The 16185-nt window shown below is 59.5% G+C and carries 13 protein-coding genes and 1 pseudogene; 11 read left to right on the top strand and 3 right to left on the bottom strand.

Annotated elements, in window-relative coordinates; all coding sequences use genetic code 11:
- The coding region (locus JJB09_RS20310) for a HipA domain-containing protein (protein ID WP_201662591.1) at window positions 1-484 on the top strand (484 nt) is incomplete at its 5' end.
- Between the two features lie 9 nt (window positions 485-493).
- On the opposite strand, the gene JJB09_RS20305 is transcribed toward JJB09_RS20310, so the two are convergent.
- Window positions 494-2821: a hypothetical protein gene (locus JJB09_RS20305; protein ID WP_201662590.1), complete on the bottom strand. Its 2328-nt coding sequence runs from the start codon at window positions 2819-2821 to the stop codon at window positions 494-496.
- A gap of 145 nt (window positions 2822-2966) precedes the next feature.
- Between JJB09_RS20305 and JJB09_RS20300 the strand changes: the two are divergent.
- Window positions 2967-3572, top strand: a pseudogene (locus JJB09_RS20300) (HNH endonuclease); the annotation flags it as partial.
- 94 nt (window positions 3573-3666) lie between these two features.
- On the opposite strand, the gene pdxR reads toward JJB09_RS20300, so the two are convergent.
- Window positions 3667-5160: a MocR-like pyridoxine biosynthesis transcription factor PdxR gene (pdxR, locus tag JJB09_RS20295; protein ID WP_201662587.1), complete on the bottom strand. Its 1494-nt coding sequence runs from the start codon at window positions 5158-5160 to the stop codon at window positions 3667-3669.
- 254 nt (window positions 5161-5414) lie between these two features.
- Here pdxR and JJB09_RS20290 point away from each other — a divergent pair, with 254 nt between their 5' ends.
- From JJB09_RS20290 to pta, 7 genes are all read left to right on the top strand, one after another.
- Window positions 5415-6227: a taurine ABC transporter ATP-binding protein gene (locus tag JJB09_RS20290; protein ID WP_201662584.1), complete on the top strand. Its 813-nt coding sequence runs from the start codon at window positions 5415-5417 to the stop codon at window positions 6225-6227.
- Window positions 6220-7047 (top strand): ABC transporter permease subunit, encoded by an 828-nt coding sequence (locus JJB09_RS20285; RefSeq protein WP_201662565.1) that lies wholly within the window; start codon window positions 6220-6222, stop codon window positions 7045-7047. The genes JJB09_RS20290 and JJB09_RS20285 overlap by 8 nt, the downstream gene beginning before the upstream one ends.
- Before the next feature lie 111 nt (window positions 7048-7158).
- Complete coding sequence (locus JJB09_RS20280; protein WP_201662615.1) at window positions 7159-7539, top strand: nuclear transport factor 2 family protein; 381 nt, start codon at window positions 7159-7161, stop codon at window positions 7537-7539.
- A gap of 16 nt (window positions 7540-7555) precedes the next feature.
- Entirely contained in the window at window positions 7556-8956 is a 1401-nt protein-coding gene (locus tag JJB09_RS20275) for an NAD(P)/FAD-dependent oxidoreductase (protein ID WP_201662562.1), read from the top strand.
- A gap of 45 nt (window positions 8957-9001) precedes the next feature.
- Entirely contained in the window at window positions 9002-10777 is a 1776-nt protein-coding gene (gene xsc, locus JJB09_RS20270) for a sulfoacetaldehyde acetyltransferase (RefSeq protein ID WP_201662559.1), read from the top strand.
- A 75-nt stretch (window positions 10778-10852) separates the two neighbouring features.
- A complete protein-coding gene (locus JJB09_RS20265; protein ID WP_201662556.1) occupies window positions 10853-11890 on the top strand; it encodes a YeiH family protein in 1038 nt (345 codons plus the stop codon).
- Window positions 11890-12903 (top strand): phosphate acetyltransferase, encoded by a 1014-nt coding sequence (pta, locus tag JJB09_RS20260; protein WP_201662553.1) that lies wholly within the window; start codon window positions 11890-11892, stop codon window positions 12901-12903. The genes JJB09_RS20265 and pta overlap by 1 nt, the downstream gene beginning before the upstream one ends.
- Window positions 12904-13020: 117 nt before the next feature.
- On the opposite strand, the gene JJB09_RS20255 is transcribed toward pta, so the two are convergent.
- A complete protein-coding gene (locus JJB09_RS20255; protein WP_201662550.1) occupies window positions 13021-13944 on the bottom strand; it encodes a LysR family transcriptional regulator in 924 nt (307 codons plus the stop codon).
- Window positions 13945-14116: 172 nt separating this feature from the next.
- Between JJB09_RS20255 and speB the strand changes: the two genes are divergently transcribed.
- Window positions 14117-15091, top strand: a complete 975-nt coding sequence (gene speB, locus JJB09_RS20250; protein WP_201662547.1) for an agmatinase — start codon at window positions 14117-14119, stop codon at window positions 15089-15091.
- Window positions 15092-15140: 49 nt separating this feature from the next.
- Complete coding sequence (gene tauA / locus JJB09_RS20245) at window positions 15141-16151, top strand: taurine ABC transporter substrate-binding protein (protein WP_201662544.1); 1011 nt, start codon at window positions 15141-15143, stop codon at window positions 16149-16151.
- Window positions 16152-16185: the final 34 nt, after the last annotated feature.

Below are 16185 nucleotides of genomic sequence, written 5' to 3'. Positions count from 1 at the left end.
CGGTCCAGGCACGGAGCGGTCGCTCGATCTCATCAATCGAGCCTGTGGTCGCCCGGCTGCCGATCGTTTGCGTTTCATCAGGATGCTGATTTTTCATTATCTCGTTGGCAACGCCGATGCCCACGGCAAGAACTATGCCCTCCTCTATAGCGGCAACACTCCAGATCTTGCGCCCATTTATGACGTAGTCTGCACAGCCGCTTATCCCAGACTCGCCAAAAAGCTTGCAATGAGAATCGGCGGCCGCGCGGTTCCCGACACGATCCAATTGAAACACTGGCTAACCCTCGTCCCCGATACGAAGGCGGCGCAGCGTCTTCTGGTCAGCGACGTTTCCAATTTGGCTGCCAACATCGAGAACGAAGCAGACGCGCTGCTACGCGAACTTTCGGACGCGGGCATCAAGCATCCTATCTTGAAAGCAGTGCGCGGGATCATCAGCAACCGGGCCGCGCATCTGCTAAGGATTATTGTGAGCTCGTAAACAGGCCGCTTATGCGGCCTCCCACACCCGGTTCAGGATCGTCGCTGCCAGCGCGGCCTTATCCTGAGGCAGAAAGCGACCATAGTGTTGTGCGACCATGTCTGGCGTGTCCTGGATGGCGTAGCTTGCCTGCTCATACGAGCCGGTTTGCTTCAAGATATGGGTTGCGAGCACGTCTCGAACGTTGTGTGGTCCGTGCGGCAAGAGTCCCTTGATGACGCCACGACCGGTGTATGGGTTGAAAATTCCGTAGCGCTGGATCACCAGTTTCCAGGCCTCATAAAAGGTGGTCTGATTGAAAGCGGCGTCCTTGCTGGTCGTCTTCACCGTCTTGATGAAAAGGGTGCCCGGGTCTTCAGACCCACCAAGCAAGACTCGACGATGCCGATCAACATAGGCGTTGATATAGTGATAGAGATCCTGAAGATCAGGCAAAATGAGCCTGAAGGGTTTTGAGCCAAAGAACGAGGAGTTTGCGTTCTTGAACGCGACGGCGGGGATCAGAACCTCCCAGCCGTGATCACGCTCGCTCCATCGGAGTTCGCCGCGCTTCATGTCCTCCAAACGACGCTCAGACGTTGGAAACTGCCCACGCGGGCAGACCAGCAATTGCCGCAGGTTCTTCTGACGAAGCCCCAGGTGAAGCCCGAGCCGGAGGAGAAGAAATGATCGGACGGCTTCGGCCGCGGCCCGAGGATAGCTGTTTTCATCCGGCATCCGCTTGACGATTTCTTCGGTGATTTTTCGATATTCGCCAAGTGGGCTTTCTGCCTCGAGCACGCACATGATTGGTTCGAAAGGGTCGCGATGGACACGCGCCACGCGCTGAATCTCTTTCTGCCGTTGCGTTGCATGTTTGAAGCAGGCTTCGCACGCCCCATGCCAATCATTCTGAGCCGTCCGGATTTCGGCCTCGGTGATCAGACCCACGATTGGCTTGAGATTGAGGGCAAGTTCGCGGTGCTGCCACATCCAGCCGGTTTCCGGTCGAACCATGCCGAGCAGGATCTGAAGCATGTCCTCTTCCCACTTCGTGTAGAACCCACGCCGCCGTTCGCGCCACTGCAGGTACCAATCCCAGACACCTGGGAAAACCAGCAGTCCAAATGCCAACTGCGCCAACGGCACGCCGTAGCCTTTGACAGCGCTCTTCGGTGATGCTGCCAGTGATCCGAACATCAATCCAAGGTGTTCGATCTTTTGGGACGTCGTCTCTTCACCCCAGACCCCGCTTCGCTGAAATCCAACGGCGGTCAGGGTGGCAGTCTTGAAATGTACCAGGTTTGCCATCTCCATCGACAACCGCGGCGGCGCGTCGATCACTCCAGCCAAGAGATCTGGATCCTCTATAGCAGTATGATCCCCCTCGCTTCCGTGGGCGACCTCGTCGGATACTAGACGAGGAGAATGTGTGCCACCGTACGAGACGGCCGGGAAGCGTATCGCATACCGCTGTTTTGATGCGGAGGCTTGAAAGCGGCGGTAATCCGTTGATCCGGAGATGATTACGCGGCGCACCCATTCGAGGATTTCCTCACGCTTTCCGAGGGGCAGTGTGTTGAAGTCATCGGGAAGATGCCAGACCAGCCGTCTTCGCTCGGCTGCGGATATGTCGCTTCCGAGCTCGTAACCCGAAGCCGCACGTGACTTGTGCGGCAGCTTTGCCTTAAAATACCCAGCGGGTAGGCGATAACGCCGTTCGAAAGATGCCAAGACTTCCAGGCTATCCACGGTGCGTGGGGACTTTGTACCTTTCCTCCAACTTACCAGCGTGGAGCGCTCGAAACCCTGATGTCGGTCGGCGATCGCCCGATGAAGATGCCAATAGGTGTCACCGTGTCTGCGCATATGGTAGCTAAGAGCCGCCGTAAATTCGTTCGGATCTTCCGAAGCAGCGAAGAGTGGCTCGGGGAACTCCTCTATTGGTTTTGGCGGTACCCCAGTCTTTGCCTTGGTTTGATACGACGCCTCGTTGGAGGTCGCGTCTCCTTGGCTATGAGTGCGCGCGGATTTCCTCGTTGCCGTTGCCGGCTCGCGACGGACATCTTGGCTGGACCGTTCGTTGTCGATCCAGCGGGTGATTGCCTCGAGGCCGGACTGGAGGTTCTTCCTCAGAGCGCCGCTCATTCCAGTTTCCAACCCGCAGGCTGCTTGGATCGAAAGCCAGTCTGTGCGGCCGGAGCGCGTTGGCGGATACTTGCGATAGATGATCAAACTGATGAGATACGGCCTGACATTGTTCAACTCTCGGGGTGAGACGAGCGGCGCAATGCGGACATCGCAGAAGGTTGAAATCTTACGCTGAAATTGAATAGATGAAGCAGACTGGTTTCTCATGGCATTCCTGGTTCGCAATCTCCACCGGAACAAACACCGGGGCGTGGCCTGCTAAGGCCACAGGGTAAACGAAGCCTGAATGTCTGCGATTTCCTAGGGAAGGCCCGAGGCGAGAACTCCGGGTCAATTTTGTGAGGGGCATAGAATGGGGTTCGGGGTTTTCATCCATCGCTCAGATTCGATTTACGACGATAGCCCTGCGGAGCAGTATCAATTCCCGAAGCAATATCTCGGCCGCGTGCAAGCGTGTGTCGGCGATTGGATCATCTACTATGAGCCCCGAAAGGCGTCCGCCGCGCGGGGGTATTTCGCCATCGCTAAAGTCGCGCAGGTCACACAAGATCCGAAGGCGCCGACCATGTATCTAGCGCTGATTGAACCAGGCAGCTACCTCGACTTCATCAACAAAGTTCCGTTCAGTGGTCCAGAGGGTGTCATCGAGAGCGGGGTCTTAAACGAGGCCGGTCGAATTTCTGGCAGAGCGCAGGCCGCGGTACGACCAATCTCCGTATCGGACTTCAATCATATCGTCGCGATTGGCTTCAAAGAGCACGAACCGGAACTGCCTCGGATTGATGAGCCATCTACACTTGGATATGGTTTCAATGATGGTCCTCAGGCGCCATTTGTATTTGACCAAGAGCGTGGCCGTACCACGCTACTTTCTTTGCGGATTGTCCGCGACCGGATGTTTCGCCGGCTCGTGCTCCAGACCTATGATAAGCGATGTGCCATCACCGGCCTGAAGCTCCATTGAAGCCTATCTGCGCTCCAGCAAGCTCGACGGTTCGACTCCTTTCAAGGCGGCTGTTTAGAGAACGAGAAGCCTCCGGCGACGATGGCTATCAAAGCATATTCCTGTCAATTGGCCTGAGGCGTTCGATACAACGTCTGACACGACCGACCCCCTCAGAAATGTTTGCAAGCGGGATAGAGGAGTATCCCATACGAAAATACCGGCACGGCCCGTCAAGCGTCGGGAAGAAAGGCGAACCAGATTCCACAAGAACGCCATCTTGCCTTAACTCGTTCACGAGCAAATCGGCATCCAGCCAATCGGGGCCTTCCATCCAGAACGAAGTGCCGCCGAAGGATGAAGCGCCAGCCACGTTAAGCTCTTCTCGCTGAAGCACATCGGCCATGAGTTCATGCCGTTTGTGATACTCGTTTCGCATTCGATGCAGCACAGCGTCATAGTGGCCGAGCGCAAGAAAGTATGCGGCGGTGCGTTGTAGGTGACCCGGCGGGTGTCGTAACATAAGTGAGCGCAATGACCGTGCCTTACGGATGAATGGCGCAGGTGCTACCAGATAGCCGAGCCGCAGGCCGGGAAAGAGCGATTTGGAGAAGCTACCGATATAAAGCACGCGGCCCGTCGTATCGAACGCCTTTAGAGCTGGGGAGGGCGGGGCCAGGAAGCTGATCTCGAACTCGTAATCGTCCTCCACAATCACGAAGTCTTTTTCAGTCGCTGCCTTTAGCAATCGTATCCGGCGGTCGATCGGCATGGTTGCCCCGGTCGGGGAGTGATGGCTGGGCGTGACGAATACGGCGTCGATATCATCAGGCAGACTTTCTGGTGGAAGCCCCTCCGCATCGACATCAATTGTGGTGACCTTGGCGCCACTGAGTAGCAGCGTGGCGCTGATGTCAGGGTGGCACGGGTTTTCGCAGGCCGCGCTGAAGCCTTTTTCGAGGATCAGCCGCGTGACAATCCATAGCGCATTCTGTGCCCCTACAGTAACGAGGATTTCTTCGGGCTTGGCATGAATACCGCGGCGGGGCAGCGTACGCGAGCAAATGTAGTTGACGAGGCGCACGTCGTCGGAGGCGGCGAAATCACTCGCCATAAGGATGAAGTCCTCGCGAGCGAGCGCCCGTCGCGCGCAATCGCGCCAAGCGTTTAGATCGAAGAGCGACGGATCCATCTGGCCGTAAAGGAATGGATAGGGATAGCGCCGCCAGTCGAGAGGTTTTTCCACCTGACGCACCACCCCAAAATCCATGGTGACCTTGCTGTCCCAATTTACCGGCTGAACTCCCTCCGGTAGTGCATGGTTCTCCAAGCTCCGGCTCGGCGGATTACCGGCAATGCGGTAGGCGCTGCGGCCCACTGCCTCAACGTAGCCCTGCGAAACGAGCTCCTGATAGGCGAGCGTGACAGTTATGCGCGATATTTGAAGGTAGCCTGCCAGACGCCGTGTCGATGGCAATTGTGCACTAGGTTGGATGCGTCCAGCGACTACGGCCGAAACAATTGTTTCACGCAGTTGCGCCTGAAGGCCGAGCCCGCTTTCCCTGTCGATAAAGAAGATCGTCTCGGATACGTGAATCCGCATAATGCGTTCCCCCCAACGGCATGTCTGGATCTATTAAACTTGCAAACTGGATATAACGCAAGCGATGCAACAGCTATAGCCCTATGCACGCAAAATCGGAAAACCGGGTGGGAACAATCAATGGAGGAGAGCATGCTTTTGAGGACCGTCCACGGTCTGGTGGCCACAATGGGCAAATGTACAGGCCTACTTGCGCAGATAGTGCCGATATCATCGCGCAATAACCGTGACTAAGGTGCAGGGAGGCATTTCTCATGGAAACACTTAGCGTCAGGAATATCAGTCTGACCTATCCGGGCCTGTACTCAGATCAGGCGGTGATCGCCCTGAAAGGCGTCAACCTTACCATCAAGAGCGGCGATTTCGTCGTCGCGCTCGGCGCTTCGGGCTGCGGGAAGACCACGCTGCTCAACCTGATGGCGGGCTTCATGGCCCCCTCGGAAGGCGATATCTCGCTTGGCAACCACCGGGTCAACGGACCGGGCGCCGAGCGTGGCGTGGTCTTCCAGAAGCATGCGCTTCTGCCCTGGCTCAACGTGATCGAGAACACCGAATTCGGCCTGAAGCTTCGCGGCGTTGACAAGGCGGCGCGGCGGGAGATCGCGACGAAGAACCTCGCTCTCGTCGGGTTGCAGGATTTTCACCGCCACATGATTTATCACCTGTCGGGCGGCATGCAGCAGCGCGTCGGCATTGCAAGGGCGCTCACCTGCGACCCCGCCATGCTTCTGATGGACGAGCCGATGGCGGCGCTCGACGCGCTGACGCGCGAGACCATCCAGGAACTCTTGCTGGAAGTCTGGCAGCTTACCAACAAGATGTTCTTCTTCATCACCCACAGCGTCGAGGAGGCGCTGTTCCTAGGATCGCGGCTAATCGTCATGTCGCCGCGCCCCGGCCGCATCACACATACCTACGAACTCGACTTCAACCGCCGCTTCCTCGCGGAAGGCAATGCCCGCGCGATCAAATCGAGCCCGGAATTCATCCGCATGCGCGAGGAAGTGCTCGGCATCATCTACGGCGACGAACGTGCGTCCGGCGACCCGGAGGTGGCCCATGCTTGACAGAGTGACACGCGCCAAGCCCACCAAGGCCGGCAAGATCTTCGGTGCTCCGGGTGACGGCAGCAGCGGCCTAATCAGCTTCGCGACGGCGGCCGTGCTCGTCGCACTGTGGTTCCTCGTGACGGAGTTAGGCTGGGTCAAGCCGCTCTTCCTGCCGTCGCCGCTCTCGGTCTGGGACAAGTTCTGGTTGGCGATGACGGAAGGTGTCTCGAACTCGACGCTGATGCAGCACACTGTGGCCAGTATCGGCCGCGTCTTCGGCGCCTTCCTGCTGGCGCTGGTCACGGCGGTGCCGATCGGCATCCTGATGGGTGTCAATCGCTTTGTGCGCGGCCTCTTCGATCCCATCATCGAGTTTTACCGCCCGCTGCCGCCGCTTGCCTACCTGCCGCTCGTCATCATCTGGCTCGGCATCGGTGAGTTCCCGAAGGTGTTCCTGATCTATCTGGCGATCTTCGCGCCGATGGCGATCGCCGCAAGGGCAGGAGTGCGTTCGGTCTCGACGGAGCAGATCCACGCGGCCTATGCGATGGGCGCGACCCGCGCCCAGGTCATCGGCCAGGTGATCATGAAGGCGGCCCTGCCGGAAATCTTCACCGGCATGCGCATCGGTATCGGTGTCGGGTGGGCAACCTTGGTTGCCGCGGAGATGGTCGCCGCTACCAGTGGTCTTGGTTTCATGGTCTTGAACGCTGCCGAGTATCTGCAGAGCGATACCGTGATCATGGGTATTCTTATCATCGGCGTCTTCGCCTTCGCTTTCGACCTTCTGATCCGCTACCTCGAAAAGGTGCTGATCCCCTGGAAGGGGCGGCTTTAGCCCCTTCGCAATACCTCAATCGATCCGGCCGTGGCGGCCCATGAGGATGGCAGTCGCCGTCCCCTGGCGGAGCCATGCCTTCCGACAAGCCAGAGGATATAACTGATGAATTTGACTGCAACCGATCTCAAATCCCTGTTCGATGCTTTCAACCGGCACGACATAGACGGGATCATGCATTTCTTCGCCGAGGACTGCGTCTTCAATGCGGTCGGCGGCCCTGAGGTCTACGGCGTTCGTTTTACGGGACGCCAGGCGATCGCCGATGCCTTCAGCGGCGTGTGGAAGGCGATGCCTGATGCCGAATGGGGCAATCACAGCCATTTCGCCGATGGTGATCACGGCGTCTCCGAATGGACCTTCTCCGGCACGGCCGCTGATGGCAGCCGCATCGAGGCGGAGGGCTGCGACATCTTCGCCTTCCGCGACGGCAAGATCGTCCGCAAGCAGGCGTTCCGCAAGAACCGCCCAGTCCTGCAACCCCGCTACTGATGGCCGGAGCAAAGCTATGCAACTACACGCAACACCCCCGAAGGCCGTAAGACAACCCTTCGATCCGGCCTACGACCCCAACCATGACCGAATCCCCGGCACGGGCAAGGATTATGCCCCGACCTACTGGATCGGCACGGCCGGCCCCGAACCGGAGGACGACGGCCCCGTCACGGGCGACATGGATGTCGATGTCGCCATCATCGGCTCGGGTTATACGGGCCTCTCCTGCGCCATCCACTTGGCGCGCGAGCATGGCATCAGAGCAACGGTTCTAGAGGCCAACGGCGTCGCCTGGGGCTGCAGTACCCGTAGTGGCGGGCAGGCGCAGATTTCCGCCGGCCGCCTAAAGCGCTCGCAATGGATCGCCCGCTGGGGCGTCGATGTCGCGCGCAAGATGCACGCAGAGATTACCGAAGGCTTCGACCTCTTTCGCTCGCTTGTCCGTGAGCCGGAGGTCGATTGCGAGCCGCAGGATGGTGGCCATCTCTACATCGCACATCGTGACAAGATGCTACCGGCTCTGGAAAGCGAAGTCCGGGTACTCAACGAGATCTTCGGTTACCGCGCCCGCCTGGTTTCGCGGAGCGAGGTCCACAGCGACTTCGTGCGTGATGCGGAGGCCCGCGGCGCCATGTACGAACCTGACGGCATGGGCATCCACGCCGCCAAGCTCGCCTTCGGCTATCTCCGCCTCGCACGCCGGCTCGGCGCGAAAGTGCACACTGCCAGCCCGGTGCTAGACTGCACGACGAAGGGTGGAATGCATTATCTGAGGACACCCGGCGGCACGGTGCGCGCCCGCGCTGTCTGCATCGCCACGGCCGGCTATACCTCGCCCGGTATGAACGCGCTGACCAAGCATCGGCTGATGCCGATCCTGTCGAACTCGGTCGTCACGCGGCCGCTGACGGAGGGCGAGCAGCAGGCGTTGAACTTCAGGGCGCGCATTCCGCTGACCGATACGCGAACGCTCCGCCACTATTATCGCATGTTGCCGGACGGCCGGGTGCAGATCGGCAGCCGCAGCGCCATCACGGGCCGCGACGCCAGCAATCCGAAGCATCTGGCGCTGCTGTTGGAGGGGCTCTACCGCAAGTTCCCGATCCTGCGCGGCATCGAGATCGATTACTCGTGGTGGGGCTGGGTGGATGTCAGTCAAGACATGATGCCCCGGATCTTCCAGCCGGATCCGTCCCAGAAGCTGTTCTACGCCATGGGCTATGGCGGCAACGGCGTCATGTATTCGGCGCAGGCCGGACGCCGCATGGCTGAGATGGCCGCCGGTAAGAGCGTCAGCCTCGACCTTCCGATCTTCACCTCGCCTCTGCCGAGCCACGGGCTCCTGACGCCGTTCCGCCGCCTCGGCCAGTGGGGAATGTACCGCTGGTACGCCCTGCGCGACGAAATCCTCTAACCCATTGAAATCGATGAAATCAATTCCCCAGGAAAGGAAATCGCCATGAAAATGACCACCGAGGAAGCCTTCGTCAAAGTTCTCCAGATGCATGGCCTCGAACATGCCTTCGGTATCATCGGCTCTGCCATGATGCCGGTGTCGGACCTGTTCCCGAAGGCCGGCATCAAGTTCTGGGACTGCGCCCATGAGACCAATGCCGGTATCATGGCCGACGGCTTCAGCCGCGCGACGGGCACCATGTCCATCGCCATCGGCCAGAACGGCCCCGGCGTCACCGGCTTCATTACCGCTATCAAGACCGCCTACTGGAACCATACGCCGCTCCTGATGGTCACGCCCCAGGCGGCGAACAAGACCATTGGCCAGGGCGGCTTCCAGGAAGTCGACCAGATGGCGATGTTCGAGGAGATGGTCTGCTATCAGGAAGAGGTGCGCGATCCCTCGCGCATTCCCGAAGTGCTGAGCCGGGTCATCGAAAAGGCCCGGCGCGGCTCTGCCCCCGCGCAGATCAATATCCCGCGCGACTACTGGACCCAGGTGATCGACGTCGACTTGCCCTCCATCGTACGCTTCGAGCGCCCGGCCGGCGGCCCGCATGCGATCGCAGAGGCCGCCAAGCTGCTTTCCGAGGCGAAGTTCCCGGTCATACTCAACGGTGCCGGCGTCGTCATCGGCGGCGCAATCGGCGCGTCCATGAAGCTTGCCGAACGGCTCGATGCGCCGGTCTGCTGCGGCTACCAGCACAATGACGCCTTCCCGGGAAGCCATCGCCTTGCGGTCGGCCCGCTCGGCTATAACGGCTCGAAGGCGGCGATGGAGCTGATCTCCAGGGCCGACGTCGTGCTGGCGCTCGGCACAAGGCTCAATCCCTTCTCGACCCTGCCGGGCTACGGCATCGACTATTGGCCGAAGAATGCCGCGATCATCCAGGTCGACATCAACGCCGACCGCATCGGCCTCACCAAGAAGGTGAGCGTCGGCATCTGCGGCGACGCGAAACAGGTGGCCGGTCAGATCCTCGAGCAGCTCTCCCCCTCCGCCGGCGATGCCGGCCGCGAGGAGCGCAAGGCGGCGGTCCACCAGACCCGCTCAGCCTGGCAGCAGCAACTCTCCTCAATGGATCACGAGGACGACGATGTCGGCACCGAATGGAACGAAAGCGCACGCAATCGTGAGCCGAGCCGCATGTCGCCGCGCCAGGCCTGGCGGGCGATCCAGGCCGCGCTGCCGAAGGAGGCGATCATCTCCACCGACATCGGCAACAATTGCGCCATCGGCAACGCCTATCCGACCTTCGAGGCCGGCCGGAAGTATCTCGCTCCCGGCATGTTCGGCCCGTGCGGCTACGGTTTCCCGTCGATTGTCGGCGCCAAGATCGGTTGCCCGGATGTGCCAGTCGTCGGCTTTGCCGGCGACGGCGCCTTCGGCATCTCGATGAACGAGATGGGCTCGATCGGCCGCGAGGGCTGGCCGGCGATCACCATGGTGATCTTCCGCAACTACCAGTGGGGTGCGGAAAAGCGCAATACGACGCTCTGGTACGCCAACAATTTCGTCGGCACGGAGCTCAATCCCAATCTCAGCTACGCCAAGGTGGCCGAGGGCTGCGGGCTGAAGGGTGTTGCGGTCGATACGCCGGCGGCCCTCACCGAGGCGCTGTCAAACGCCATCGCCGACCAGAAGAAGGGCGTGACGACCTTCGTCGAGGTTATCCTCAACCAGGAACTCGGCGAACCCTTCCGCCGCGACGCCATGAAGAAGCCGGTGCCAGTTGCCGGCATCGACCGCGCCGACATGCGCCCGCAACCGCGGGCCTGATCCCGCCCGAATGATCCAGGCCCGCCCGGAGCATCCGGGCGGGCAAGCCTTCATGCAAGCGACCGGAGCGACATCATGACCTTCGTAACCTCTGTCCAAGACCGCTTCCGGCGCATGCCCTCCGGATTTTCCGCCTATTGGCCGGGTTTCGCCGTGACCGCGGCCGTGGCCGTCACCGCACAGTTCCTGTCCGACCACTACGGTGCACCGGCCATGCTCATGGCCCTCCTGCTCGGCATCGCCTTTCATTTCCTCTCGGAAGAAGGGCGCTGTGTCGCCGGCATCGATTTCTGTGCCAAGAAGGTGCTGAGGATCGGCGTCGCGCTGCTCGGCATGCGCATCAGCGTCGACCTGCTGATCGGGCTTGGCGCGAGCACCATCCTGCTGCTCGTTTCGGCGCTGATCGCCACGATCGGCTTTGGTCTGATCGCTGCAAAACTGCTCGGCCGCGGCTGGCGGCTGGCGCTGCTCACCAGCGGTTCCGTCGCCATCTGTGGCGCTTCCGCGGCAATGGCGATTGCCGCGGTGTTGCCTAAGAACGAGTTTTCCGAGCGCAACCTGATTTTTACCGTGCTCTCGGTCACGGTGCTCTCCACGCTGGCGATGATCGCCTATCCGATCATCGCCCAGACCATGGGGCTCGATGCGCGGGCGACCGGCATCTTCTTCGGCGGCACGATCCACGACGTGGCGCAGGTCGTCGGCGCCGGCTTCTCCGTCTCGCCGGAAGCGGGCGAAACGGCGACGCTCGTGAAACTGATCCGCGTCACCATGCTGGCGCCCGTAGTGTTGGTCTATTCGCTCTCGCTGCGCAGTGTGCCGCAGCCGGAAGGCGAGACGGGGAAACGTCCGCCGTTGTTGCCCGGTTTCGTCGTGGCCTTCCTGATCTTCGCCGCCCTCAACTCCTTCGGCTTCGTTCCCGAACTGGTCGCGAAGGCCGGCATGGAAACTTCGCGCTGGGCGCTGCTCGCCGGCATCGTGGCGGTCGGCATGCGCACGTCGCTGCGCCGGGTGCTCGACGTCGGAGGCGATGCTGTCGCCCTAATCGTCGCCGAGACCGCCTTCATCGCCCTTTTCATCCTCGTCGGCATTGACTACCTGGGACACGCCTGATGAAACCGCTCGATCGCATTCTCGAAGCCGCGAAAGCCGCGCCACGCCATATCGTGCTGGCCGAGGGGGAGGACCAGCGCGTCGTCGAGGCGGCCGTGCGCGCCGTGCGCGCCGGCATTGCTACGATCTCGCTCGTCGGCAGCCGGAAAGCCGTCGAGGAACGGCTGGCGGCGGTCGGAGCCGGGGCGGAGGAGATCCGTATAGAGGATCCGGCATCGTCTCCGCTCACACCGCGCCTTGCCGCCGCCTTCCATGCGCTTCGCAGCAGCAAGGGCGTCGATGCGGTGGCGGCGGCCGAGGCAGTGCGCACGCCGCTCGTCTTTGCTGCCATGATGGTGCGCGAGAACGAGGCGGACGGCACGGTGGGTGGGGCGGTCGCGACAACCGCCGATACGGTGCGCGCCGCACTCCAGACTATAGGCCGCGCGCCCGGTGTCGGCCTAGTGTCGAGTTTCTTCCTCATGATGTTGTGCGCCTCGCACCATGTGAAGAAGGGCGCCTTCGTCTTCGCCGATTGCGGCCTGGTGGTTGATCCCGATGCCGCGGGCCTTGCCGATATCGCCATCACGTCGGCGCGCTCCTTCGAGGTGCTGGCCGCCAGGCCGGCAAAAGTGGCGATGCTCTCCTTCTCTACGGTCGGTAGTGCGACGCACGCGTGCGTCTCAAAGGTTGTGGAGGCGACGCGACTCGCACACGAAGCCGCGCCCGGCCTTATCATCGACGGGGAATTGCAGTTCGATACCGCCTTCGTCGAGGCCGTCAGCGCCGCCAAGGCGCCCCAGTCGGCGCTGCACGGCGAGGCCAATGTCTTCGTCTTCCCGAACCTCGACGCCGCCAATATTGGCTACAAGATCGCCCAGCGCATCGGCGGTGCCACCGCCATCGGCCCGATCCTGCAGGGCCTTGCCAAACCCGCCAACGATCTTTCGCGCGGATGCAATGCCGACGATGTCTTCCACATGATCGCCGTCACGGTGATGCAGGCTGGCGCGAACGCCCGTAGAGGCGCCTGATACAAAACAGTGCTTATCAAGACTTGCATATCGATTTTTAGGGTTGCGTGCAGGACCTGCCCTTCCAACGCAGGATGACGCCACTTGAGACGCGTCAGTTACGTCCGGCGAAACTTCCTAATGGCTATACTTTGCTGCGGATGTGATGGAGGACAGAAGGTACTCGAGAAGCAATTTTGCAGGTAGTGGCAATTTGTGATCGCGTCGATACATAAGGCCAAACGGCACGACATGGCTTGTAACGTCTGGCAGAATACGCACCATCTCATTAGTATCTTCCCACTTCTTTGCGAAATGGTCTGGAAGATATCCGATGTATTTCCCGCTCAGTATCAACATCGCTGCTGCCTCCATCGTGTGCACTACGGCTGCCGTCTCGAGATTTGGGATGAAGGCGGGCTGCAATGATTCCCGTAGATAACCGCGGGAGACAAACTCGAACTTGTAGTCCTGATTAAATATCTTCTCCTTCTGCATCTCCCTGTCGGCCAGAATATGCTGCTGGGAGCAAAACAAGCTCATCCGCTCGTGAAAAGCCTCCTTGATGAGGACGGATTCTGAGGCGATAGAAATGGGGCCTACAATGAAGTCCACATCGCCGTTGGCTAGGCTGCTCTTTAGCTTGTCGGGCGAAAGGACGTCGATCCGTATGAATATGTCATCGTTGATCGACCCCAGTTTCTGAATGGCGCTTTGCAGCTTGAATTGATGTTCGGAGATTAGTCCATCGACGATGCCGAGCGACAATTCCCGGCCGATCCGCTTTTTCGTCAGCGATGTCTTGCTGCGGAACTCGTCTATGGATTGGAATAGCTCGGCGATGGATGAATATAATTCCGTCCCGCCCGGTGTCAGTTTGAACCCGGATCGTCCGCGGTGGCAAACCTTGAACCCAACTCTTTTCTCAAGATTTGCCAGATGCGTGCTGATGTTAGAAAGGCTCATATTGAGAGCTGATTGAGAGGCGCTTAGTCCTCCGTATTCGACCACCGTTTTGAAGACTGTAAAGAGGCGGAGGTCAAAATCTGAGACGGCTCGCATGCAAAACGCTCCACGCGGTGGTTCCACAATTGGGCGGTGATTAGACAAGAATATTCCTGCGCGATGATCACTTCGGTTTGGTGAGAAGTCAACTTTTACAATTAGCTATTCGTTGGCTCTGACTGGTGTGAGAGCAATCAAATGACGATAAATTGATGTTGGAGGAATTGTAATGTCTGATCCGCGATTTACCCCCATAACCGGGACGGAGATGCCGAGATATGCGGGGGCGGCTACATTGATGCGCCTGCCGCAGGTCCTGCCTGGCGCTCCCGATTGGGAGGACGTGCAGATTGGTTTGTTTGGAGTTCCTTGGGATGGAGGAACAACCAACCGCCCGGGGGCGAGACAGGGGCCGCGGCAGGTGCGCGATGCATCCACCATGGTTCGCAATGTGAACCGCGCAAGTGGCATTAATCCATTTGCATTGTGTCGGTGCGCAGACATCGGCGACACGCCGGTAAACCCGGCAGATCTTGCAGATTCTATGGCGCGCATCGAGCGGTTCGCGGATACAGTGTGCGCCTCAGGCATTCTTCCACTTTTTGTCGGGGGCGATCATCTGTCAACGCTTCCTGTCATGCGCGCGGTTAGCCGACGCATTGGTCCGTTGGGCATGGTTCACATAGATGCACACACAGATACGTGGGACTCCTACTTCGGCGGTCAGAAGTACACCCATGGAACGCCTTTCCGCCGTGCCATCGAGGAAGGAATTCTTGACCCAAAGCGCACGGTGCAGATTGGAATACGAGGGGCGCTGTACGCAGATGGCGATGATGGATGGGGGCGAGAACAGGGCATCCGCGTCATCGACTTTGACGAATACAGGGCATTGGGCCTCGAGCAGGTTCTGCGCGAGGCGCACGCCGTTGTCGGTTCGGCCCCGACCTATATTAGCTTTGATATCGATGCGCTCGATCCGGCCTATGCGCCAGGAACAGGAACGCCCGAAATTGGAGGCATGACGACGCACGAAGCGCAACTCCTTGTTCGAGGACTTGATGGCATCAATTGCGTCGGGGCGGACGTTGTCGAGGTTTCCCCACCTTTCGACCCAGGTGGCAACACGGCGCTTGCAGCTGCAACGCTGTTGTTCGAGATCCTGTGTGTTGCTGCCAGTGGGGTCGCGAAGACCGAGGCATAGTCAGGGTTCCGCGAAAACAGCTTGCATAAACAAACCACTGGAGGAAGAGATGAAATCAATCAGAAGCACAACGATGGCCGGCATGGCGATCTTGCTTTCGTTGCCGTTGGCGCATTCGGCAGAAGCTGAGCAAAAAGTCGTGAACATTGCCTATCAGCTGACGCCGAGCCCATGGGTCGCTCGTATTGCCGACAAATCATTTGAAGCGCAGACCGGCTACACAATCAATTGGCGACAGTTCAATACCGGCGCCGAAATTATCAGTGCTATGGCGTCGGGGTCGATTGATATCAGCGTGTTGGGTTCGAGCCCGTTGGCGGTTGCTGCGTCGGCGGGCCTGGATATCAAGCTGTTCTGGATACTGGAGGACATCGCGAGCGCTGAAGCGCTCTATGTCCGCAATGACGCTGGCATCAACAAGCCTGCAGATTTAGCCGGAAAGAAACTCGCCGTTCCCTTCGCCAGCACAAGCCACTACCAGCTTATGTATGCGCTGGAGAGGTGGGGTGTCGAGGGTGAAGCTACCATCCTGAATCTCGACCCGAACAAAGCTGCTGCTGCCTGGGAACGCAAGGATATCGACGGTGCATTCATCTGGGGTGCCGCGATGGCGCGCCTAAAGCGGGATGGCAAGCCTTTGGCTACCGCGGGCGAGATCTGCCAAATGGGACGCTGTACATTTGAAGGGATGGTCGCCAGCACGAGCTTTGCCGAACAGAACGGCGACTTCATGCGTCAGTTTGTGGGCATCATCAACGCCACCAATCAAGATTACAAAGAGAACACGCGCAACTGGGGTGCTGAATCGGATAACGTAAAACTTATCTCCAATCTCTTCGGGGCTGATGCTGAGACTGTCGCTGAGGATATGTCCCAATACAAATATCCATCGCTCAGTGAGCAACTTTCGTGCTCCTGGCTGGGCTGCGCAGCAGAAGGAGGCGGAGCAAGAACACTGAAGCTGACAGCAGATTTCCTGAAATCGCAAGGCAAGATAGGGACAGTGCTCGATAATTATTCCGGTTTTATTACCGACGAATTCATAGGGCGAGCGGAGTAGTATCCGTCGAATGAAATGGAGTGTCCGGGGATGC

The sequence above is a fragment of the Phytoamicus setariae genome, assembly GCF_016722925.1.
GTDB lineage: Bacteria > Pseudomonadota > Alphaproteobacteria > Rhizobiales > Rhizobiaceae > Rhizobium_E > Rhizobium_E setariae.
Note: the sequence above shows the minus strand (reverse complement) of the source record. Positions and strands in the feature narration are given on the sequence as shown.

Excerpts from the sequence above, each read along its gene's own strand:
- pta (WP_201662553.1), top strand. The coding sequence starts at position 11,890 with ATGAAACCGCTCGATCGCATTCTCGAAGCCGCGAAAGCCGCGCCACGC.
- JJB09_RS20285 (WP_201662565.1), top strand. The coding sequence starts at position 6,220 with ATGCTTGACAGAGTGACACGCGCCAAGCCCACCAAGGCCGGCAAGATC.
- JJB09_RS20255 (WP_201662550.1), bottom strand. The coding sequence starts at position 13,944 with ATGCGAGCCGTCTCAGATTTTGACCTCCGCCTCTTTACAGTCTTCAAA.
- speB (WP_201662547.1), top strand. The coding sequence starts at position 14,117 with ATGTCTGATCCGCGATTTACCCCCATAACCGGGACGGAGATGCCGAGA.
- JJB09_RS20290 (WP_201662584.1), top strand. The coding sequence starts at position 5,415 with ATGGAAACACTTAGCGTCAGGAATATCAGTCTGACCTATCCGGGCCTG.
- JJB09_RS20305 (WP_201662590.1), bottom strand. The coding sequence starts at position 2,821 with ATGAGAAACCAGTCTGCTTCATCTATTCAATTTCAGCGTAAGATTTCA.
- JJB09_RS20265 (WP_201662556.1), top strand. The coding sequence starts at position 10,853 with ATGACCTTCGTAACCTCTGTCCAAGACCGCTTCCGGCGCATGCCCTCC.
- tauA (WP_201662544.1), top strand. The coding sequence starts at position 15,141 with ATGAAATCAATCAGAAGCACAACGATGGCCGGCATGGCGATCTTGCTT.
- JJB09_RS20275 (WP_201662562.1), top strand. The coding sequence starts at position 7,556 with ATGCAACTACACGCAACACCCCCGAAGGCCGTAAGACAACCCTTCGAT.
- pdxR (WP_201662587.1), bottom strand. The coding sequence starts at position 5,160 with ATGCGGATTCACGTATCCGAGACGATCTTCTTTATCGACAGGGAAAGC.
- xsc (WP_201662559.1), top strand. The coding sequence starts at position 9,002 with ATGAAAATGACCACCGAGGAAGCCTTCGTCAAAGTTCTCCAGATGCAT.